At 50.8% G+C, this 19091-nt stretch carries 27 protein-coding genes and 1 pseudogene; all 28 read right to left on the bottom strand.

All coding sequences use genetic code 11. The annotated features are described in order from the left end of the window. Window positions 1-22: 22 nt before the first annotated feature. The 28 genes and pseudogenes from VI25_RS08885 to rpsC all read right to left on the bottom strand — a co-directional run bounded on the left by VI25_RS08885 (window position 23) and on the right by rpsC (window position 19088). The gene (locus tag VI25_RS08885) at window positions 23-526 is read right to left on the bottom strand and encodes a hypothetical protein (RefSeq protein ID WP_045688479.1); all 504 of its coding nucleotides are present in this window, start codon (window positions 524-526) and stop codon (window positions 23-25) included. 151 nt (window positions 527-677) lie between these two features. Beyond that, window positions 678-995: a septum formation initiator gene (locus VI25_RS08880; RefSeq protein WP_045688478.1), complete on the bottom strand. Its 318-nt coding sequence runs from the start codon at window positions 993-995 to the stop codon at window positions 678-680. A 159-nt stretch (window positions 996-1154) separates the two neighbouring features. After that, window positions 1155-1991 (bottom strand): CARDB domain-containing protein, encoded by an 837-nt coding sequence (locus tag VI25_RS08875; protein WP_236704983.1) that lies wholly within the window; start codon window positions 1989-1991, stop codon window positions 1155-1157. Next, window positions 1991-4753, bottom strand: coding sequence for a CARDB domain-containing protein (locus tag VI25_RS08870; protein WP_055562436.1), 2763 nt, complete (start codon window positions 4751-4753; stop codon window positions 1991-1993). Before VI25_RS08870 ends, VI25_RS08875 begins: the two co-directional genes overlap by 1 nt. Window positions 4754-5259: 506 nt before the next feature. Beyond that, a complete protein-coding gene (gene eno, locus VI25_RS08865; RefSeq protein ID WP_045688476.1) occupies window positions 5260-6531 on the bottom strand; it encodes a phosphopyruvate hydratase in 1272 nt (423 codons plus the stop codon). A 309-nt stretch (window positions 6532-6840) separates the two neighbouring features. Next, entirely contained in the window at window positions 6841-7422 is a 582-nt protein-coding gene (rplQ, locus tag VI25_RS08860) for a 50S ribosomal protein L17 (protein ID WP_045688475.1), read from the bottom strand. Window positions 7423-7638: 216 nt separating this feature from the next. Next, a complete protein-coding gene (locus tag VI25_RS08855; RefSeq protein WP_045688474.1) occupies window positions 7639-8628 on the bottom strand; it encodes a DNA-directed RNA polymerase subunit alpha in 990 nt (329 codons plus the stop codon). A gap of 147 nt (window positions 8629-8775) precedes the next feature. Then, a complete protein-coding gene (gene rpsD, locus VI25_RS08850; RefSeq protein ID WP_045688473.1) occupies window positions 8776-9381 on the bottom strand; it encodes a 30S ribosomal protein S4 in 606 nt (201 codons plus the stop codon). Window positions 9382-9509: 128 nt separating this feature from the next. Next, window positions 9510-9902 carry a 30S ribosomal protein S11 gene (gene rpsK / locus VI25_RS08845; protein WP_045688472.1) on the bottom strand — a complete coding sequence of 131 codons (393 nt, stop codon included), beginning with the start codon at window positions 9900-9902 and terminating at the stop codon, window positions 9510-9512. A gap of 75 nt (window positions 9903-9977) precedes the next feature. Further along, window positions 9978-10355: a 30S ribosomal protein S13 gene (rpsM, locus tag VI25_RS08840; protein ID WP_045688471.1), complete on the bottom strand. Its 378-nt coding sequence runs from the start codon at window positions 10353-10355 to the stop codon at window positions 9978-9980. Window positions 10356-10381: 26 nt separating this feature from the next. Then, window positions 10382-10498, bottom strand: coding sequence for a 50S ribosomal protein L36 (rpmJ, locus tag VI25_RS08835; RefSeq protein ID WP_045688470.1), 117 nt, complete (start codon window positions 10496-10498; stop codon window positions 10382-10384). Window positions 10499-10507: 9 nt separating this feature from the next. After that, window positions 10508-10726: a translation initiation factor IF-1 gene (infA, locus tag VI25_RS08830; protein ID WP_022822146.1), complete on the bottom strand. Its 219-nt coding sequence runs from the start codon at window positions 10724-10726 to the stop codon at window positions 10508-10510. Between the two features lie 4 nt (window positions 10727-10730). Then, window positions 10731-11501: a type I methionyl aminopeptidase gene (gene map / locus VI25_RS08825; RefSeq protein ID WP_045688469.1), complete on the bottom strand. Its 771-nt coding sequence runs from the start codon at window positions 11499-11501 to the stop codon at window positions 10731-10733. Between the two features lie 3 nt (window positions 11502-11504). Beyond that, window positions 11505-12818, bottom strand: a complete 1314-nt coding sequence (gene secY / locus VI25_RS08820; protein WP_045688468.1) for a preprotein translocase subunit SecY — start codon at window positions 12816-12818, stop codon at window positions 11505-11507. A 13-nt stretch (window positions 12819-12831) separates the two neighbouring features. Next, window positions 12832-13275, bottom strand: coding sequence for a 50S ribosomal protein L15 (gene rplO, locus VI25_RS08815; RefSeq protein WP_045688467.1), 444 nt, complete (start codon window positions 13273-13275; stop codon window positions 12832-12834). Between the two features lie 13 nt (window positions 13276-13288). Beyond that, complete coding sequence (gene rpmD / locus VI25_RS08810; protein WP_045688466.1) at window positions 13289-13468, bottom strand: 50S ribosomal protein L30; 180 nt, start codon at window positions 13466-13468, stop codon at window positions 13289-13291. A gap of 6 nt (window positions 13469-13474) precedes the next feature. Beyond that, window positions 13475-14080, bottom strand: a complete 606-nt coding sequence (rpsE, locus tag VI25_RS08805; protein ID WP_236704977.1) for a 30S ribosomal protein S5 — start codon at window positions 14078-14080, stop codon at window positions 13475-13477. A gap of 6 nt (window positions 14081-14086) precedes the next feature. Further along, on the bottom strand, window positions 14087-14437 hold the full coding sequence (gene rplR / locus VI25_RS08800) for a 50S ribosomal protein L18 (RefSeq protein WP_045688465.1): 351 nt from the start codon (window positions 14435-14437) through the stop codon (window positions 14087-14089). Window positions 14438-14446: 9 nt separating this feature from the next. Continuing rightward, entirely contained in the window at window positions 14447-15001 is a 555-nt protein-coding gene (gene rplF, locus VI25_RS08795) for a 50S ribosomal protein L6 (RefSeq protein ID WP_045688464.1), read from the bottom strand. Window positions 15002-15021: 20 nt separating this feature from the next. Then, a complete protein-coding gene (gene rpsH / locus VI25_RS08790) occupies window positions 15022-15420 on the bottom strand; it encodes a 30S ribosomal protein S8 (RefSeq protein WP_045688463.1) in 399 nt (132 codons plus the stop codon). Between the two features lie 348 nt (window positions 15421-15768). Next, window positions 15769-16038 (bottom strand): 30S ribosomal protein S14, encoded by a 270-nt coding sequence (rpsN, locus tag VI25_RS08785; protein ID WP_045688462.1) that lies wholly within the window; start codon window positions 16036-16038, stop codon window positions 15769-15771. Then, on the bottom strand, window positions 16031-16591 hold the full coding sequence (gene rplE / locus VI25_RS08780; protein WP_045688461.1) for a 50S ribosomal protein L5: 561 nt from the start codon (window positions 16589-16591) through the stop codon (window positions 16031-16033). Before rplE ends, rpsN begins: the two co-directional genes overlap by 8 nt. A 29-nt stretch (window positions 16592-16620) precedes the next feature. Further along, window positions 16621-16869: pseudogene (gene rplX / locus VI25_RS08775) on the bottom strand (50S ribosomal protein L24); the annotation flags it as partial. Window positions 16870-16872: 3 nt separating this feature from the next. Continuing rightward, complete coding sequence (gene rplN / locus VI25_RS08770; RefSeq protein ID WP_045688459.1) at window positions 16873-17241, bottom strand: 50S ribosomal protein L14; 369 nt, start codon at window positions 17239-17241, stop codon at window positions 16873-16875. A gap of 1 nt (window position 17242) precedes the next feature. Further along, window positions 17243-17533, bottom strand: coding sequence for a 30S ribosomal protein S17 (rpsQ, locus tag VI25_RS08765; protein WP_045688458.1), 291 nt, complete (start codon window positions 17531-17533; stop codon window positions 17243-17245). Between the two features lie 2 nt (window positions 17534-17535). Beyond that, window positions 17536-17748: a 50S ribosomal protein L29 gene (gene rpmC, locus VI25_RS08760; RefSeq protein WP_045688457.1), complete on the bottom strand. Its 213-nt coding sequence runs from the start codon at window positions 17746-17748 to the stop codon at window positions 17536-17538. A 5-nt stretch (window positions 17749-17753) separates the two neighbouring features. Next, complete coding sequence (gene rplP, locus VI25_RS08755; protein WP_045688456.1) at window positions 17754-18176, bottom strand: 50S ribosomal protein L16; 423 nt, start codon at window positions 18174-18176, stop codon at window positions 17754-17756. A gap of 39 nt (window positions 18177-18215) precedes the next feature. Then, entirely contained in the window at window positions 18216-19088 is an 873-nt protein-coding gene (rpsC, locus tag VI25_RS08750; protein ID WP_045688455.1) for a 30S ribosomal protein S3, read from the bottom strand. Window positions 19089-19091 lie beyond the last annotated feature (3 nt).

Raw genomic sequence — 19091 nt, 5'->3', positions numbered from 1 at the left:
TCACATGACGAGCGGGGGCCTTTTATTTTACTGGGGCGGCTAGTGGTACCAAGCCAAATCCTAATACCTGCCGGGCAGTAGAATCGCGAAACGTGACGTCGAGTTGGAAGTGAGGATAAGCTTGCAGGGTATCCGCTTTGAAAGAAAAGGCAACGAAGGGCTGCGGCGTTTGCGCATCGCGCAGCCGGTAGCCTAATTTATAGAGACTGATAGCCGAGCCATAGCGCTGTGCCTGCTGATACAGGGGCTGAGCCGCAACCCGAAACTGCTCGGCAGATACACCAGCCCGTACTTCGGGAGCTAGCTGGCCGTAGGCGGTAGCCCATTGTCCATGGGTCATGGCCAGCAAAAACCCGCGGGCTACCTGCACTTGAGTTAAGGCCGGCGCTTGGGCTTCCGATTGCTGGTGGGGCGGCGCAGTTAGGGTGGCGCTAGGTAACCGCCCTGCACTAGCAGGCCGGCCTGTGAGGTTGCTCAGGAGGCTCCAGCCACCTAGGAGCAAAATGGGTACGTAAGTAACCTGCATAGGAAGACAGGGGCTACAGCCTGTATGCCACAACGGCCACCTGCCACTGGCGGTTCCCACAGCCTACTCTTACGCGCACTACCACCCGTAGGCCGTACTTGGCAAGTGATGCCCTGTGTTGGGGGTAGGCCTACCTGATGGGCTAAGGCCTTTATTCTTTTTCTTGCTGAGGTACCAGCACAAACACATCCTCACCTGGCCGCTTCATGATATACTTCTCGCGGGCAAACTTCTCTAGCAGTTCAGAGCTGCTGAGTAGTTCGGCACGGTCGTTTTTTACCTTGTCGATTTCGCGCAGATAGTATCCCTTGTCGGTTTGCAGCTCTTTCCACTTGGCGTACATGTCGTACTGTTTGACGAAGTCATTCGCATCGAACACGAACATCCAGACCAGGAAGCACAGCCCAGTCAAAAAGTAAAAGCTGCGCAAGAAGCGCGGCACCCGGTCAAACGCATCAGATAAGCTCATACCTCAAATATACAGCAATGCTTGCTACGCGGCACACTCGCATTCCGGGTGAGCACAAACGCACAACGGCGGTGGCAGAAGCGCTTTAAAAAGCTTCTTACCACCGCCGTTGGTAACAAAGGTGCTTTGCAGATATATCGAAAGCTCCCTCAGGCTGTCTTATTCAATTACTACCCGCCGTGTCGCGTTCAGATCGGCGCCGGTTACGCGCAACATATACACGCCACGGCTTAGCCCGCTGGTATCAAACGTAATCGGATCAGGGGTGCCGGTAAGCTTTACTTGCTGTTGGACTACCCGCTGACCAAGAGCGTTATATAGACCTAGCAGCACCGTTTTCCCTTTGCTGTCGCCACCTAGTGCTACTTTCAAGCCGGTGCTAGCCGTGGTAGGGTTAGGATACACCGCCAGCGTCAGACCAGCGAGCTGCTCGTCGCGGCTGCTTTGCACGATAGTCACGCTTAGCGGTCTGAAGTTGACATTGTTGCCTTCGACGCCTTCGCTTACTGCCGCCAAATGGTCGGCCACAAATAGAACGTAGTAACTGCCCGCAGGCGTACCGGCCGGAATTCGCAAGGAAGCTGCCGCACTGGCTATTGCTCCACTCGTGACGCTGCTTACGGCCCCGCTGGTCAGGAGCACGTCGCCGCTGCCCCAGGTCGCATCGGTCGACAAGTAGTACCCAATTGTGCTACTAGCAGCCATTGCATCACCCTGGTTAATCAATAAGCACGTTGCGTTGACGGTGCCTCCCGGCAGCGCACTACTTGCCGACAGGCTGGGCTGGGCAATCAGCAGGTCGGGCAGCGCACTCGTCACGGTGAGGGCGTTACTCACCACGTTGTTAGTCTCATCGCTCTCAAGAACCGTGTTTTGCGGATCAGCTACGTGCAGCAGGTAGTACGTACCGGGAGCAATGCTTGCTGGAAGCGTGTACTGCCCACTACGGACGTACGATTGGCCACTCAACACAGCACTTCCATTGTTGCTACCAATCAGCAGGTCAGTCGACTCAAAGGTGGTGTTTGTAGAGAGGTAGTACCAAGTGGGCTGCTAGCAGCAGCGCCAGTACCTTGGTTGCGCAGCTGCGTGCTTACGCTCAGAGAGCTACCAGCAGCTACGGCAGTTGTGCCAACAGTTGGCTGCGACGGAACGAAATCAGGCTGTAAACCCGTGTTCGTGCCGTTTACGCACAATACCGAAGCCTCGAAACCTGAACCGGTAACGCTGCCGTCACTAGTAAAATGCAGGGTTAAGGCCCCAGTGGTGTTCGTACTAGTTGCCGTTACGGTACCAGGGTTGTATGAGTAGTACCCGAGTACCGGCGACTGTGTGTTCGGTCCATCGTAAATTGTGAGACGGTCGCAGCAGCTTTCTACGCTAAACGACTGGAAGACCAATTGCACCTTTGCTCCCACGGTACCAGGGTTGATAACGAGCGCCCCATTCGCACCGTCGTAGTAGGGGTCATTGCCAGCATGATCGTACACGGTGCTGCTGCAGGTAGTAATAGTATTTGTGCCCGAGAAGGGTACCACTACCCCGTTGAAGGGTGCCGTTACGAGTAGTGGAACGGCCGACACGTTATTTGTCTCGTTAGTTTCCGCCACTTGGGCTTGGTGATCGGCTACATACAGTACGTAGTAGCTGCCCGCCGTCACAGTCGACGGAATCGTGAACGTTGCAGACCGGCTAACGTAGCCGTTGGGCCCCAGTGATCCGCTTGCTACAGAGGTCAAGAGCACGTCGGATGCATCGAAGGTGGTATTGGTAGACAGGTAGAAACCGATGCTACTGTAGGCCGCAGTAGTGGTGCCTTGATTGTAGATAGTAGCGTAAGCGGTTAGCACCGTATTAGCACCAGCACTGCTGCGTGAGAGCGAAGGTTGGCTAATAACGAAATCTATACCAGCGGGTACCACCGTCAGCGGGAGCGCCGTGACGTTGTTCGTCTCATTGGTTTCCGTTATCTGGTTTAGGTAGTCCGTCACGAACAGGATATAGTAGCTACCCGTAGGCGTGCCCACTGGGATAGTTGCGTTACCATACACGTTGGCATACCCACTGGCGTACACAGAACTTACTGTAGAGGAGCCGATAAGCACATCTGTTGCATCAAGCGTACTATTAGCCGAGAGATAATAACCGGTACTAAAGGACGAGGCTAGTGTGTTTCCCTGGTTGGAAGCATAGCTAGAAACAGAGAAGCTGTTGCCGGGAGCGACATTGGTAGGCGTAGCAGAAGGCTGGGTTGTAGTCAGGTCTATACTCGGCGTCACCACGGTAAGCATTACGCTCCGCACGTTATTCGTCTCATCGGTTTCGCCTACCTGGTTTTGATAGTCAGCAGCAAACAAAACATAGTACGTACCGGCCGCTAAAGTGCTTGGTAGCGCAAACTGGCCATAGGAATAGTAGCGCTCCGCGGCGCTCAGTCCCGAGATTTGTCCGGTCGTTAGCAGTTGATCATTCGCGCTGAGCGTACCATCCGTAGACAGGTAAATACCTAGGTTGCTGGCCGCCGCCGAGGTATTACCTTGGTTGCTCACGTAGGCTGTTGTTGAGATGCTGGCAGCACTGCCCACCATTACGGTAGTCAAGCTCAACTGAGCCTGTGATACGACTAGGTCAACGCTGGGAGGCACTACGGCAATAGATGCGGCCGTAATGTTGTTAGTCTCGATAGACTCGGGTACTACCCCCTGGTAGTCGGCCACAAACAGAATGTAATAGGCACCAGGAGCCGTACCCGGCGGCACGTTGGTTGAGACCGTACGATACTGCGAGTAGCTAGGTGATAGTTGGCTACCAAAAGCCGATGCCAGTAGTTGGTCGTTCGCATCAAGGGTCGTGTTGGTTGAGAGGTAGAACCCAACGCTACTAAAATTTGCCGTGATGTTGCCCTGGTTGACGATGTTGCAGCTAAGCCCAAGCACGTTGCCGGGAGCAGTAGAAGTTGTGCTTATGTAAGCTTGCTGAATAACTAAGTCGGTCACGGGTGGCACTATGCTTACCGAAACACTGGCTACGTTGTTTGCTTCGTTGCTTTCCGAAACCACATTCTGGTAGTCGGCCACAAATAGCACATAGTAGCTACCGGTGGGCGTGCTAGCGGGCAAGGTCAGAGAATTGGTACGGTAGGATGACTGGTTTCCTGCCAGCGTATTGCCTACCGAGCTACCGATTAGTTGATCGTTCGCATCCAGAATAGGATCGGAGGAGAGATAATAGCCCACACTACTACCCTGCGCCGTGGCGGCAGACAGGTTATATACTGTGCAGTTTACCGACAAGCTTGTACCAGGCACCACCGATAGAGGCTGCACCGAAGCGCCCTGAACGGCTAAGTCGGCTTGTGGCACCGTAGTCACGCAAGCAATATCTGCGGCAAAGCCACTGTACTGACTATAGCTGTCACTTGTGAAGCGTAGCGTAAGGGTACCAGCACTATTAGTAGCATATACTGTTCCAGGATTCTGGTAGTCATATGTTCCAATTACCGGAGCACTCGTAGTTGAACCATCATAGATGGTCAGCCGGTCGTAGCCCGATTCCATGAAGAACTGGTTGAACTGCAAGCGAATCTTGTTGCCCGCTGTAGCGGGGGTAAGCGTTACAGTACCATTGGCGCTGGGCGAATAGGGGTTAGAAGGGCCCCCATCGTCATACAGCACACCACTACACGTGGTGTAGGCGGCAGTGCCAGAGGCGGGCAGAGTATACGTTTGCGCAACAGCCGACTGCAGACAGCACAGCATTGCAACCAACCAACACCCTACTCCGACTGCAGTGCGTCGGAAGAAAGCGTAAGCGTTTACCATAGGGTAGATATAAAATGAGAAGAGGAAGAAAGCGCACGAGGCAAGAGCCTTTCATAAAGGACCGGGGCAGCAAGGATTATATAGATCTTGCCGGGCATCTTTTGCTAGTGAATGGCTAGTCTTAGCAGTATTTCTAGTTTAATAAGCTCTCGAAGCAGCAAGCTGAGAGAAGATAAAGTAGCAGCCTACCTGTAAGCAGGATTTATAAGCAAATATTTTGCATTTATTTAATACACTTAAATAGTTAACTTCCTTTTACGGGTTGACCTATGGCCTACTTGATCTTACTATACATAAGTTGATGAGTCAAAAACTAGCGACGAAGACTCTGTAACAAGGTTTTGACACTGAAACACACATAGCACGGCTCAAATATAAAGCAAAGCAGCCAGTCCCCTAGGAACTGGCTGCTTTATCTTTTTCAAAGAAGTGCTTATGCGGCACTACATCTTCTTACCGGGGAAATAAGCAGTTTCGCCTAGTTCTTCCTCGATACGAAGCAACTGGTTGTATTTCGCCATACGGTCAGAACGTGAGGCAGATCCAGTCTTGATCTGACCAGTATTCAGAGCCACGGCTAAGTCAGAAATGGTGTTGTCCTCCGTCTCGCCCGAGCGGTGGCTCATAATGCTCTTGTAGCCGTTGCGACGGCCCAAGTTAATGGCGTCAATCGTTTCCGTGAGCGTACCAATCTGGTTTACCTTGATAAGGATGGCATTGGCAATCTGCTCGTCAATACCCCGCTGCAAACGGTTCACGTTCGTCACGAACAAGTCGTCACCTACCAACTGCGTCGTCGAGCCGATGCTGTTGGTCAGGTTTTTCCAGCCGGTCCAGTCATCCTCATCCATACCATCTTCGATGCTGATGATGGGGTATTTCTTGGTCCAGTCAGTCCAATACGCTACCATCTCCGACGAGGTCAGCTTGTCGCCAGTGCTTTTCTTGAAGTGGTAGTGGCCGTCCTCGTAGAATTCGGAAGCTGCTGCATCCATAGCAATCATTACGTCATCGCCAGGCTTGTAGCCAGCCGTTTCAATGGCCTGCAGCACTACCTTGATAGCGTCTTCGTTAGATTTGATGTTGGGTGCAAAACCACCTTCGTCGCCTACGTTTGTGCTTAAGCCTTGCTTCTTAAGTACGTTCTTGAGGTGGTGGAAGATTTCGGTACCCCAGCGCAGTGCTTCGGAGAAAGAAGGCGCACCTACGGGCATGATCATGAACTCTTGAAAATCGATGCTATTGTCAGCATGCGAACCACCGTTCAAGATGTTCATCATGGGTACGGGCAGCGTGGTAGCGTTTACACCACCTACGTAGCGGTAGAGAGGCATACCAGCCTCAGCGGCGGCGGCACGGGCAATGGCAAGGGATGCTCCCAGGATAGCGTTGGCACCCAGGTTGGCCTTGTTAGGCGTACCGTCCAGTTCCAACATGATCTTATCGAGCAACCCTTGCTCGAATACTGAGAAGCCGATCAGTTCTTCAGCAATCTTGCTGTTCACGTTGTCCACCGCCTTTAGCACACCTTTGCCCATGTACTTCGACTTATCGTCGTCGCGCAGTTCTACAGCTTCGTGTTTGCCGGTAGAAGCTCCTGAAGGCACAGCGGCACGACCTACTGTACCATTCTCGGTGGTTACATCCACTTCAACGGTGGGGTTGCCGCGCGAATCAAATATCTGACGGGCGTGAATTTCGGTGATAGTGCTCATGGGTTACAACTATGAGGATGAAGAAAGGGAATCTGAGAGTGCCACACGCTTTTTCCGCTCTGCGAGTGGTTGCAATGGGGCGGCAAGGTACTCAATTGCTACTTTTACCCCATACTGATTTCACAAGATGCCAATACGCAGCATAAGCTGCATTCTTTCCTACGGGCTAAGCATGTATTTTCAACTCATACAGGGTAGAGTATACCAACCGCAATACTACAGCTAGTGAGTTTTTGACGCTTAACCCTAAGGCAACAAAAAAGGGACGCACCATACGGTACGTCCCTTTTTTGTTGGAATGCGAGTAGCTTAAGAAGCTGCTTCGTCGGCTGCTTTAGCCTCATCGCGCGTTTCACCTTCCTGCACAGTAGTTGTAGCGGTATCTTCGGGAGCCGAAGTTTCTACAACTGCAGCAGGAGCTACAGCTTCGCCACCTACGGTAGCATCAGCCTTCTTGCTGCCACTGCGGCGCGAACGACGAGTGGTAGTAGCCTTGGCTTCGCCCACATTCTTAGCCTCCAGCAGAGTCTCGTTGAAGTCAACTAGTTCGATTACACACATTTCAGCGTTATCACCAAGACGGTTAGCGCTCAGCTTGATGATGCGGGTGTATCCACCAGGACGGGTTGCAATCTTGCTCGATACCGTACCGAATAATTCTTTCAGGGCCTCCTTGCTTTCCAGCACCGAGAACACCAGACGGCGAGAATGGGTCGTATCGTTCTTCGACTTAGTTAGCAGAGGCTCAACAAACTTGCGCAGAGCTTTTGCTTTAGCAACCGTCGTCGTTACACGCTTGTGCAGAATCAAAGACGAAGCCATGTTCGAAAGCATGGCATTGCGGTGCGAGGCCGTACGGCCGAGGTGGTTGATGGTTTTACCGTGACGCATAAAAAAGAAAAATGAGTGAGCTTGCGAACGACGACCACGGCGGAAGAGACCAAAGTAAGGCCACCTTCACATTAGAACCGTCATCCCTTGGGGCTCACTAGTTAAAGAAGTGTAAAAAGGAGTGCAAAGGTATGGAATACCTAGACATAAAAAATGTGCTGAAGTGAATATGTGTCACCCACATACTTCACATTCAGCACATTTCCACGGGAGACACTACTCTTCGTCGAGCTTGTATTTTCCTAAGTCCATCCCGAAGGTCAGACCTTTCTCCTCAACGAGGTTCTCCAATTCAGTTAGCGACTTCTTACCGAAGTTGCGGAACTTCATCATGTCAGCCATATCAAGCTGCACCAAGTCACCGAGGGTTTTGATGTCAGCGGCCTTGAGGCAGTTGTAAGCACGTACACTCAAATCCATATCTGCTAGAGGCGTCTTGAGCACCTTACGCATGTGTAAGGTTTCCTCATCTACCGTCTCCTCCTCTTCAGCTTTAGCCGTTTCGAAGGTCATCGTGCTGTCCGAGAACAGCATGAAGTGTTGAATCAGGATATTAGCAGCGCCTTTCAGCGCATCCTCCGGGTGAATTGAACCGTCCGTGTGAATCTCGATAACGAGCTTCTCATAGTCGGTCTTTTGCTCCACACGCGTATTTTCAATGCTATACTTCACGTTTTTGATAGGCGTGAAGATGGCATCAATGGCAATCTGACCGAATACTTGGTCAGCTGGCTTGTTTTCCTCTGCAGGAACATAGCCACGGCCTTTCTGAATCGTAAACTCAAACTCCAACTCGGTAGCTGGGTCTACGTTGCAGATCACCAACTCAGGATTTAACACCTGGAAGCCGTTGGTGAATTTGTTGATTTCGCCCGCCGTGAACGAATCTTGGCCCTTAATACGAACCGTGATTTTATCCTCAATGGCGTCGCTGACCTTCTTGAAGCGCACTTGCTTCAAGTTCAGAATGATTTCGGACATGTCCTCAATCACCCCTTCGATGGTCATGAACTCGTGCAGAACGCTGCTGGTGCGAACCGACGTGATGGCGTAGCCCTCCAGCGACGACAGCAGGATGCGGCGCAGAGCGTTGCCGATCGTGACGCCGTAGCCTTTCTCCAGCGGTTTAAATTCAAACGTTCCGTAGAAGTCGTCAGATTTCTCCATCACGACCTTCTCCGGCATTTGAAAAGCTAAGATTGACATAAGTGGGGCGTTTGAAGTAATGAATAGCAGGAAGTAAGAAGATGACCAATTTGGCCCGTTTTCTTACTGCCTGCTACCCAGATCCATTTATAACAAGGAAAAAAGTCGAAGCAGGAAAACGGCCCGGAATGCCGGGCCGTTCCCATATTACTTCGAGTAAAGCTCGACGATGAGCTGTTCCGTGATTTTCTCAGGAATCAGGTCGCGCGAGGGTACGCTGATGAATTTGCCTACCAACTCCTTGCCGTCCCACTCCAACCATGAGAAGGCGCGGGCGTTACGAGCGCTCAGGCTCGTAGTAATGGCTTCGAGAGACTTTGACTTTTCACGTACTGCAACAACGTCACCAGCACGAAGCTTATAGGAAGCGATGTTTACTACCTCGCCGTTTACTGTGATGTGCTTGTGCAGAACCAATTGACGAGCGGCACGGCGCGTAGGAGCAATACCGAAACGGTATACCGTGTTGTCAAGACGCGACTCCAGTAGGCCGAGCAGGTTGTCACCGGTGATGCCGGGCATCGTAGCAGCCTTGTGGAACAGGTTCTCGAATTGTTTTTCCAATACGCCGTAGAGGTACTTTACCTTCTGCTTCTCCATCAACTGGACAGCGTATTCTGACTGCTTCTTACGGCGGCCACGGCCATGCTGGCCGGGAGGATATGCTTTTTTAGTGAGCGCCTTGCTCGGGCCGAAAATCGGCTCACCAAAGCGGCGGGCAATTTTGGTTTTTGGACCAGTATAACGTGCCATTTCAGGTTTGTTGAGTTTTGAGGGGGTTGAACCGCGCGTGTCGGACTTCGGAAGCGCACCTCGCAGGGGTGAAAAGGCGCATCAGAAACCCGACACCGGTGGCCTGCAGTGCAGGCCTGTTCGCTAAATCAAACGCGACGACGTTTGGGAGGACGGCAGCCGTTGTGGGGCAGCGGCGTTACGTCCTTAATGGTCGTTACCTCAATACCCACGTTACCCAGCGTACGAATAGCCGACTCGCGGCCAGCACCCGGCCCCTTTACGAATACTTCGGCTTTGCGCATGCCCAGGTCGTGAGCCACTTTGCCGCAATCCGTAGCAGCCATCTGAGCTGCATAGGGGGTGTTCTTTTTAGAACCACGGAAGCCCATTTTACCAGCAGAGGCCCAGGAAATAACCTGTCCGTTGTTGTTGGTAATGGAAATGATGATGTTGTTGAACGAAGCTTTGATGTGAACTTGGCCTACGGCCTCAACAACGACAACGCGCTTCTTGGCTTTGTCTTTTCTTTTTTGTGCCATTTGGTTATCGCAAAAACTGCGGAAGGTGTTGAAGCTTATTCTTTCTAAGGGCTAAGCTTCGATTCCCGCTACAGATTATTTAGTAGCCTTCTTCTTGCCAGCAACGGTCTTCCGTTTGCCCTTACGGGTACGGGAGTTGTTCTTGGTACGCTGACCACGAACTGGCAGACCTTTGCGGTGACGCAGACCCCGGTAGCAACCGATGTCCATCAGGCGCTTAATGTTCAGCTGCACTTCAGAGCGCAGCACACCCTCGGTCTTATACTCGGCGGCAATCACGCCGCGGATTTCACCGGCTTCAGCTTCAGTCCAATCTTTCACTTTCTTGTTCAGGTCAACGCCTGCTTTAGTGAGGATCTGCTGAGCAGAAGGACGGCCAATGCCGAAAATGTAGGTCAGCGCGATTTCACCGCGCTTGTTGTCTGGGATATCTACCCCTGCAATACGAGCCATGTGCTTTTGTAAAAAGTCTGGTGCTACTACCCCTGACGCTGCTTATAGCGGGGGTTCTTCTTGTTAATCACGTAGAGCTTGCCTTTGCGGCGGATGATTTTGCAATCAACGCTACGCTTCTTGACGGACGCTTTAACTTTCATGTCGTCGGGTTATTTGTAACGGTAAACGATTCGGCCTTTCGACAAGTCGTAGGGCGACATTTCCAGCTTCACCTTATCTCCCGGCAGAATCTTGATGTAGTGCATCCGCATCTTGCCCGAGATATGGGCAATCAGTTGGTGACCATTTTCCAGCTCCACGCGGAACATGGCATTGGAAAGGGCTTCCAGGATGACTCCGTCCTGCTCAATGGAAGTTTGTTTTGCCATGAGGCTACTGTAAGGCTTTTTCTATGTATTCAAACGAGGTCAGAATTTCTGCCTTGTCTTTGCGTACTATGACAGTGTGCTCAAAGTGAGCCGAGGGCTTTAAGTCCTTGGTTCGAATAGTCCAACCGTCTTTTTCTTGGATGACGCTTTTCGTACCCAGGTTCACCATCGGTTCAATGGCAAGAGCCAACCCCGTCTGCAGCTTCACTCCCGCTCCACGTTTACCGTAGTTTGGAACCTCAGGCCGCTCGTGCAGTTTCTTACCAATTCCATGACCAACAAGTTCCCGAACTACTCCATACCCCAATTTCTCAACGTGGTTTTGAATAGCGTAGCTCACGTCACCCATGCGGTTACCTGCTATTGCTTGCTCAATACCGAGGTACAACGATTTTTTTGTTTCCTCTAACAAGGTTAGTACCTCTGGTGCTACCTCTCCTACTGGATGGGTATAAGCACTGTCAGCATGGTAACCATTGAGTAGTACGCCACAGTCTATAGAGACAATATCGCCACTCTTTAGGGTGTAGTCACCTGGGAAACCGTGTACAACTACTGAGTTTGGAGAAATACACAAGCTGTATTCGAACCCATTGTAGCCTTTGAATGAAGGCTGCCCACCATTGTCCCGAATGAATTCCTCCGCGCGTTTATCTAGCAGGCGCGTTGTAACTCCTTCCCGGATCAGACTGGCTACTTCACCATGAGCCTGAGCCAGTACTTTCGCACTGGCTCGCATGAGTTCTATTTCCTCCTCGGTTTTGTAAAAAATCATTTCCTACGAAGCGAGGGCAATGTTCTGTGAACGACCACGTACCTTGCCAGTCTTCATCATGCCATCATAGTGACGCATGAGTAGATAGCTCTTCATTTGGTTCATGGTATCAAGCACTACTCCTACCATAATGATCAGAGAAGTACCACCGTAGAATTGCGCAAAGGGCCGAGTAACGCCAGCTACTGTAGCTAGTGAAGGCAGGATAGCTATAACAGCAAGAGCAACTGCACCAGGTAATGTAATGCGGGTTAATACTTCGTCAATATATTCTGAAGTATCACGACCAGGCTTGACACCAGGAATAAAACCACCACTCCGCTTTAGGTCGTCCGCAATTTGATTTGGGTTGACGCTAATTGCAGTATAGAAGTAGGTGAATATGATGATTAGTAGCCCAAACACCACATTGTATACCCAATGGTTAGGCTGAAACCATGTGCCAATAAGGCCGGCAGCTTCACTATTTTTATTCCAGGCTGATGCTGCAATAGCAGGCACAAACATCAAAGACTGAGCAAAGATGATAGGCATTACACCGGCAGCATTCACTTTCATAGGAATATATTGCCGCTGAGCGCTTAGGGTAGCGGCTCCACCTACTTGCTTAGCGTACTGAACCGGAATCTGACGAACAGCTTGCGTAAGAATGATAACGGCCATCACTACCAAGAAGAGCACCGCTAACTCGATTAAGAATATTAGCGAACCGCGCATCGTACGAGCTTGTGCTTCTCCAATAAGCGCACCAGGTAGGCGTGATACTATCCCGATCATAATGATCATGGAGATACCATTACCAATTCCTTTGTCAGTAATTTTCTCACCAAGCCACATACAGAAAAGTGTTCCTGCTGTTACGATGATGGCGGTAGAAACTGTAAAAAACAGCCCTGGATTAATGATTGCCTCCGCATTGATCGTCGCAATAAAACCTACCGATTGCAATGCAACGATGGGAATTGTGAGAATGCGAGTGTATTGGTTGATTTTCTTACGACCAGACTCCCCTTCCTTCTGCAGTTTCTGAAAGTAAGGAACCGCAATAGTTAGCAGTTGCAATACAATAGAGGCAGAGATGTAAGGCATAATACCCAACGCGAAAATCGACGCGTGGCTGAATGCTCCTCCAAGCAAAGTATCTAGGATACCTAATACTCCAGAGGCGCCTTCTTTCAACCGCGTTGGATCAACGCCTGGCAGTACCACATAGGATCCTAGCCGATAGATGGCAATGAAAAAAAGCGTATTGAAGATCCGCATACGCAGATCTTCAATCGCAAAAACATTCTTTATCTGTTCGATAAGTTTTTTCATTGCTTCGTTGGCGCTACAGCGTCACAGCTTTGCCACCAGCCTTTTCGATAGCTTCAATAGCTGACTTCGAAAAAGCGTGGGCGTGTACTTCTAGAGCTTTCGTGATTTCACCACGGCCTAGAACTTTGATTTTAGCATTTTTGGATGCTAAACCAGCGTTTACAAAGAAAGCGCTATCTAAAGTAGTAACATCACCTTCAGTCAGGCTAGCCAATACATCAAGGTTAACAGCTTTGTATTCGACGCGATTAATGTTCTTGAAACCGAACTTTGGTACGCGACGCTGCAGGGGCATTTGGCCACCTTCGAAGCCCGACTTTTTGGAGTAACCCGAACGGGACTTGGCACCTTTATGACCGCGCGTAGATGTACCGCCACGGCCGGAACCCGTACCACGACCTACACGCTTTTCATTGCGGGTAGAGCCAACAGCGGGTTTGAGATTGCTGAGATTCATTTTCGGGAGATTCCTAGAGTTCGGTTACTTCCAACAGGTGCTTCACGGCATTCACCATACCAGCTACCTGGGGGGTGTTTTCAACAGCCTTTGTGCTGCCTACTTTGCCAAGGCCAAGGGCCTTCACAGTGCGCTTTTGACGCTCTGGGCGGTCAATAACGCTCTTAACGAGTTTAATCTGGATCTGTGCCATCTGCTCTTAGCCGTTAAAAACTTGAGAGAGGGTGATGCCACGAGCCTGTGCAATTTGCAATGGGTCGCGCATTTTCAGCAGGGCATCGAAGGTAGCCTTCACTACGTTGTGGGGGTTCGAAGAACCCTTCGACTTAGCTAGTACATCTTTGATACCAGCGCTTTCAAATACAGCACGCATAGCACCACCTGCAATTACACCTGTACCGGCAGCAGCTGGCTGTACTAATACATAACCACCAGAGTATTTGCCTTCCATCAGGTGAGGAACCGTGTGCTTGTACAGAGGCACTTTCACTAGGTTCTTCTTGGCATCATCAATGCCCTTGGCAATAGCATCAGTAACTTCGTTGGCTTTCCCGAGGCCATAACCTACAGTACCATTACCGTCACCCACTACTACAATAGCCGAGAAGCTAAAGCGGCGGCCACCTTTTACTACTTTGGCTACGCGGTTAATAGCAACCACCTTTTCTTTCAGATCAGAATCGCCAGTACGCGACTGCTGCTCGTTGTTACGGTCGTTGCCGCGACGGTCATTGCCACCACCCCGACGGTCGTTACCGCCTCGGTCATTGCCACCACCACGGTTGCCGTTGTTAAATTCTGCCATGATGAGTTAGAAATTGAGGCCGCCTTCGCGGGCTCCTTCTGCCAATGATTTTACGCGGCCGTGGTAGAGGTAACCGGAACGGTCAAATACCACTTTCGAAATTCCTTTTGCCTGAGCACGGGAGGCAATTTCCTTGCCTACTGCGGCGGCGAGAGCTACTCCGTTGCCCCCTTCCACCGAAACGTGCTTCGAGGAAGCAGACGCCAGCGTGTGACCATTCGTGTCATCAATAATCTGGGCGTAGATGCCCGTGTTGCTACGAAAGACTGACAGACGCGGACGCTCGGACGTGCCAGCGACCTTAGTGCGGATGATGCGCTGGATCCGTTTTCTTCTAGTTGCTTTATCGAAAGCCATGGTGTGATATTATTTCGAAGCCGTTTTACCAGCCTTACGACGAATCTGCTCACCCACGAAGCGCACACCTTTGCCTTTGTAAGGCTCAACTTTGCGCAGTGAGCGAATCTTGGCGGCCACCTGACCTAGCAATTGCTTATCAATGCTAGTCAGTGTAACGATTGGGTTCTTACCCTTCTCAGTTACAGCCGTTGCAGTTACTTCCTTAGGCAGAGCTAGGAAGATGTTGTGCGAGTAGCCCAAAGACAACTCAAGGGTAGTACCAGCCATTGAAGCTTTGTAACCTACACCTACTAGCTCCAACTTCTCTTCCAAACCGTTACTAACACCGCTTACAGCATTGTTTAACAAGGAACGGTAAAGGCCGTGCATGGCCTTGTGTCGCTTCTGCTCAGTGGGGCGGGTTACTACCAGCTGACCGTCTTCGGTTGCTACAGTAATGTCGCGGTCAACTGGAACCGTCAGGGTACCTTTTGGGCCCTTCACGGTAACCGTATTTTCGTTGCTCACTTCAATCTGCACGTTGGCGGGCAGGCTGATGGGCAGTTTACCAATGCGTGACATAGTCTCGTTTTCCTTTCAGATTAGTAGACGTAGCACAGCACTTCGCCGCCCACGTTCTCGGCTTTCGCCTCTTTCTCCGTCATTACGCCTTTCGACGTCGACAGAATCGCAATACCTAAACCGCTCAGTACGCGGGGCAGGTTTTCAACGTGGGCATACTGACGTAGACCCGGCGTGCTAATGCGCTCTAGCTTCGTGATGGCAGGCTTCTTGGTAGCCGGATTGTATTTCAGCGCGATTTTAATCGTGCCTTGTACAGCGGCATCATCAAAACGGTAGCTCTGAATGTAGCCCTTTTTATAGAGCACTTTCGTAATCTCCTTTTTGATGTTGCTGGCCGGGATTTCTACTACCCGGTGGTTTGCCTTGATGGCATTGCGCACCCGGGTCAGGTAGTCGGCAATTGGATCTGTATTCATTTCTTTAGAAAAGAGGCACCCATTTTTAGGGAGCCGCAAAGATATGAAAATTTCACCGCCACGAAAAGAGGCAACGAAACTTTCGGTTAAGACTACTCGGCTCGGCTTTTCACAGCTCGGCCAATGGTTTCTTTCGGCAACCTGCCAAATATGTGGAGCGTCCTCCACGGCCCTAGGGCTTTCAGGGGTGCAAAGATATATATCTTTTGCGACACTTACTCTATTACTAGATAAGCTTTTAGATATGCTCCTTCGTTTTCTTAGGGCAACATATAATCAAAATTGCCAAGCTGGGACTTCTAAGAAGAACCAACTTGGCAATTTCAGTTGAACAGTACAGGCTAGTTTTTACCAGCTTGACTTGGTTACGCCGGGGATTTTACCAGCGAGAGCCATTTCGCGGAAACGCACACGGCTGATGCCAAATTTGCGCATATAGCCACGAGGGCGTCCGTCGATTTTGTCACGGTTGTGTAGACGAACTGGCGAAGCATTCTTGGGCAGTTTGTCCAAACCTTCGTAATCGCCAGCAGCTTTCAGGGCCTTGCGCTTTTCAGCGTAACGGGCAACGGTAGCGATACGCTTCCGCTCACGGGCTTTAATTGATTCCTTAGCCATTGTTCTGTTTCTTGGCGTTAGCGAACGGCATACCGAAAGCTTTGAGGAGCTCGTAGCTCTGCTCATCGTTTTCGGCCGTCGTTACGAAGGTAATATCCATACCGGCAATCGACTTAATCTTGTCGATAGAAATTTCCGGGAAGATGATTTGCTCTTTAATGCCCAAGGTATAGTTACCACGACCATCAAAGCCTTTGTCATTGATGCCTTTGAAGTCACGCACACGTGGTAGTGCTACGGTAAGCAGACGGTCGAGGAATTCGTACATCTGCTCACCACGCAACGTTACACGGGCGCCAATTGGCATACCTTCACGTAATTTGAAGTTCGATACCGAACGTTTGGCGATGGTTGGAACAGCTTTCTGACCAGTAATTACCGTCAGTTCGTCTACTCCGTTATCTACCAATTTTTTATCGGCAACAGCAGCACCAATACCACGGTTAATGCAGATCTTGGTGATACGTGGCACCTGCATAATGCTCTTGAACTGGAATTTCTCCTGGAGCGCAGGTACTACTTCTTTTTGATATTTATCTTTCAGTCGAGCCATGGTCGTAGAGCGGATTAGGCGTTCGTCGAATCCGCACGCTTCACGTTGCTCACGTGAATCGGTGACTCGATTTTGGTGATGCCGCCCTGGGGGTTTTTAGCACTTGGTTTGTTGTGCTTGGTTACCAGGTTTAGGCCTTCCACGATAACACGCTGCGTCGAACGGTTCACCGATTTGATAACACCGGTTTTGCCTTTTTCGTCGCCGGCAATCACCAAAACGGTGTCACCAGTTTTTACGTGCAGTTTCGCGGGCGTTGCTTTCGTTTTCGTTGCCATTGCTTAGAGAACTTCAGGAGCCAGCGAAACAATCTTCATGAACTGCTTTTCACGCAATTCGCGGGCCACAGGGCCGAAGATACGGGTGCCGCGGGGCTCGTCGTTATTATTGAGCAATACAGCAGCGTTGTCGTCGAAGCGGATGTACGAACCATCTTTACGACGGATTTCCTTCTTCGTACGCACTACTACTGCCTTCGATACAGCGCCTTTCTTAGCGTTGCCAGAAGGAATAGCTGACTTAATTGCTACTACAATTTTGTCACCTACACTAGCGTATTTCTTGCCCGTGCCACCGAGGACACGAATGCATAGAACTTCTTTGGCGCCGCTGTTATCAGCGACGGTCAGACGGGATTCTTGCTGTATCATCTTACTTGGCGCGTTCTACGATTTCTACCAATCTCCAGCGTTTGTTCTTGCTCAACGGACGAGTGCTCATTATGCGCACCGTGTCGCCTTCGCCACATTCGTTATTCTCGTCGTGAGCCATAAACTTGGTCGACTTAGTAACGAACTTACCGTAGATGGGGTGTTTCATTTTGCTTTCCACAACTACCGTGATAGACTTATCCATCTTGGTAGAGGAAACGCGGCCGATGATTTCTTTACGCAGGTTCCGCTCGGTTGCGGTCGTTACCTGCTGTTCTTCGTTGCTTGCCATCGTTAGTTAGCAGAGTTAGTTGCCTGCTCGTTCTCGCGACGCTTCAACTCGGTCAGCAGACGGGCGACATTTTTGCGGGCTTGCTTCAGACGAATAGGGTTTTCTAAGGGAGAAATGGCATGTGCAAAGCGCATGTTCTGACCGTTAGTTTGCTCCGTCTTAATTTGGTTTTGTAGGTCCTCTGAAGAGAGGGCGCGGATTTCGGCGTTCTTCATCTTGTTTAAGCTTCTTGATAGTCGCGACGAACAACAAACGAGGTACGCACTGGCAGCTTCTGTGCGGCCAAGCGTAGCGACTCCTGCGCTACCTCTAATGAAACACCGTCAGATTCGAACAAAATGGTACCAGGCTTTACTACAGCTACCCAGTATTCTGGGGAACCCTTACCCTTACCCATACGAACCTCAGCAGGCTTCTTGGTAATTGGCTTATCAGGGAAAATACGGATCCATACTTGACCTTCGCGTTTCATGGCGCGGGTCATGGCAATACGGGCAGCCTCAATCTGGCGAGCCGTAATCCAAGCCTGTTCCAGCGACTTGATAGCGAACGAACCGAAGTCAATGGAGCTGCCGCGGTGGGCTAAGCCATGCACGCGACCCTTTTGCATCTTGCGATACTTGGTCCTTTTCGGTTGTAACATGAGTTATCTTGAATTGAAATTCGAGAGAAAAGAAAAAGGCTAGCGACGGGGAGCACCACCGCCTTGGCCGCCACGGTTCTGGCCACCGCCGCCGCCGCGACGCTGTCCACCACCTTGACCACCACGGTTATCACCGCCGCGGCCTTCGCCACCACGGTCGTTACGGTCGCGACGTGGTCCACGGTCACCACCACGGTCACCACGCTCACCACGTGGGCCACGGTCGTTGCCACGGCTTTCGCCACCTTGGCCACCAGCAGGCTGTTGGTTTGGAGAAAGATCCGGCTTGCCAAATACTTCACCACGCATAACCCACACTTTGATACCAATTTTGCCATATACCGTCTGTGCCTCTGACAAAGCATAGTCGATATCAGCACGCAAGGTATGTAATGGAGTACGGCCTTCTTTATATTGCTCAGAGCGAGCAATTTCAGCACCACCTAGACGACCACCGCACTGAATCTTGATGCCTTCGGCACCAACGCGCAGAGCAGCTTGAATGGCCATTTTCATAGCGCGACGGAAGGAGATGCGAGCTTGCAATTGCTGAGCAATGCTCTCACCTACCAGCTTGGCATCTAGTTCTGGACGCTTAATTTCAAAGATGTTGATCTGAACGTCTTTGCCAGTTATTTGCTTCAGTTCGTCCTTGATCTTATCAACCTCAGCACCACCCTTACCGATTACCACGCCTGGACGAGCCGTGTTGATCGTAATGGTTACGCGCTTCAGCGTACGCTCGATTACAATGCGGCTGATGCCACCTTTTGGAATACGAGCATTAATGTATTTGCGGATTTTTTCGTCCTCAACCAATTTGTCGGCAAAATCCTTGCCGCCGTACCAGTTCGAGTCCCATCCTTTGATGACGCCCAGACGGAAGCCAACCGGATTTACTTTCTGTCCCATAGT

Source organism: Hymenobacter sp. AT01-02, assembly GCF_000961955.2.
Taxonomy (GTDB): domain Bacteria; phylum Bacteroidota; class Bacteroidia; order Cytophagales; family Hymenobacteraceae; genus Hymenobacter; species Hymenobacter mucosus.
Note: the sequence above shows the minus strand (reverse complement) of the source record. Positions and strands in the feature narration are given on the sequence as shown.

What these genes read in the sequence shown, in the direction of transcription:
- VI25_RS08885 (WP_045688479.1), bottom strand. Translation starts at nt 526, where the DNA reads ATGCAGGTTACTTACGTACCCATTTTGCTCCTAGGTGGCTGGAGCCTC.
- VI25_RS08880 (WP_045688478.1), bottom strand. Translation starts at nt 995, where the DNA reads ATGAGCTTATCTGATGCGTTTGACCGGGTGCCGCGCTTCTTGCGCAGC.
- VI25_RS08870 (WP_055562436.1), bottom strand. Translation starts at nt 4,753, where the DNA reads ATGCTGTGCTGTCTGCAGTCGGCTGTTGCGCAAACGTATACTCTGCCC.
- eno (WP_045688476.1), bottom strand. Translation starts at nt 6,531, where the DNA reads ATGAGCACTATCACCGAAATTCACGCCCGTCAGATATTTGATTCGCGC.
- rplQ (WP_045688475.1), bottom strand. Translation starts at nt 7,422, where the DNA reads ATGCGTCACGGTAAAACCATCAACCACCTCGGCCGTACGGCCTCGCAC.
- VI25_RS08855 (WP_045688474.1), bottom strand. Translation starts at nt 8,628, where the DNA reads ATGTCAATCTTAGCTTTTCAAATGCCGGAGAAGGTCGTGATGGAGAAA.
- rpsD (WP_045688473.1), bottom strand. Translation starts at nt 9,381, where the DNA reads ATGGCACGTTATACTGGTCCAAAAACCAAAATTGCCCGCCGCTTTGGT.
- rpsK (WP_045688472.1), bottom strand. Translation starts at nt 9,902, where the DNA reads ATGGCACAAAAAAGAAAAGACAAAGCCAAGAAGCGCGTTGTCGTTGTT.
- rpsM (WP_045688471.1), bottom strand. Translation starts at nt 10,355, where the DNA reads ATGGCTCGTATTGCAGGGGTAGATATCCCAGACAACAAGCGCGGTGAA.
- rpmJ (WP_045688470.1), bottom strand. Translation starts at nt 10,498, where the DNA reads ATGAAAGTTAAAGCGTCCGTCAAGAAGCGTAGCGTTGATTGCAAAATC.
- infA (WP_022822146.1), bottom strand. Translation starts at nt 10,726, where the DNA reads ATGGCAAAACAAACTTCCATTGAGCAGGACGGAGTCATCCTGGAAGCC.
- map (WP_045688469.1), bottom strand. Translation starts at nt 11,501, where the DNA reads ATGATTTTTTACAAAACCGAGGAGGAAATAGAACTCATGCGAGCCAGT.
- secY (WP_045688468.1), bottom strand. Translation starts at nt 12,818, where the DNA reads ATGAAAAAACTTATCGAACAGATAAAGAATGTTTTTGCGATTGAAGAT.
- rplO (WP_045688467.1), bottom strand. Translation starts at nt 13,275, where the DNA reads ATGAATCTCAGCAATCTCAAACCCGCTGTTGGCTCTACCCGCAATGAA.
- rpmD (WP_045688466.1), bottom strand. Translation starts at nt 13,468, where the DNA reads ATGGCACAGATCCAGATTAAACTCGTTAAGAGCGTTATTGACCGCCCA.
- rpsE (WP_236704977.1), bottom strand. Translation starts at nt 14,080, where the DNA reads ATGGCAGAATTTAACAACGGCAACCGTGGTGGTGGCAATGACCGAGGC.
- rplR (WP_045688465.1), bottom strand. Translation starts at nt 14,437, where the DNA reads ATGGCTTTCGATAAAGCAACTAGAAGAAAACGGATCCAGCGCATCATC.
- rplF (WP_045688464.1), bottom strand. Translation starts at nt 15,001, where the DNA reads ATGTCACGCATTGGTAAACTGCCCATCAGCCTGCCCGCCAACGTGCAG.
- rpsH (WP_045688463.1), bottom strand. Translation starts at nt 15,420, where the DNA reads ATGAATACAGATCCAATTGCCGACTACCTGACCCGGGTGCGCAATGCC.
- rpsN (WP_045688462.1), bottom strand. Translation starts at nt 16,038, where the DNA reads ATGGCTAAGGAATCAATTAAAGCCCGTGAGCGGAAGCGTATCGCTACC.
- rplE (WP_045688461.1), bottom strand. Translation starts at nt 16,591, where the DNA reads ATGGCTCGACTGAAAGATAAATATCAAAAAGAAGTAGTACCTGCGCTC.
- rplN (WP_045688459.1), bottom strand. Translation starts at nt 17,241, where the DNA reads ATGATACAGCAAGAATCCCGTCTGACCGTCGCTGATAACAGCGGCGCC.
- rpsQ (WP_045688458.1), bottom strand. Translation starts at nt 17,533, where the DNA reads ATGGCAAGCAACGAAGAACAGCAGGTAACGACCGCAACCGAGCGGAAC.
- rpmC (WP_045688457.1), bottom strand. Translation starts at nt 17,748, where the DNA reads ATGAAGAACGCCGAAATCCGCGCCCTCTCTTCAGAGGACCTACAAAAC.
- rplP (WP_045688456.1), bottom strand. Translation starts at nt 18,176, where the DNA reads ATGTTACAACCGAAAAGGACCAAGTATCGCAAGATGCAAAAGGGTCGC.
- rpsC (WP_045688455.1), bottom strand. Translation starts at nt 19,088, where the DNA reads ATGGGACAGAAAGTAAATCCGGTTGGCTTCCGTCTGGGCGTCATCAAA.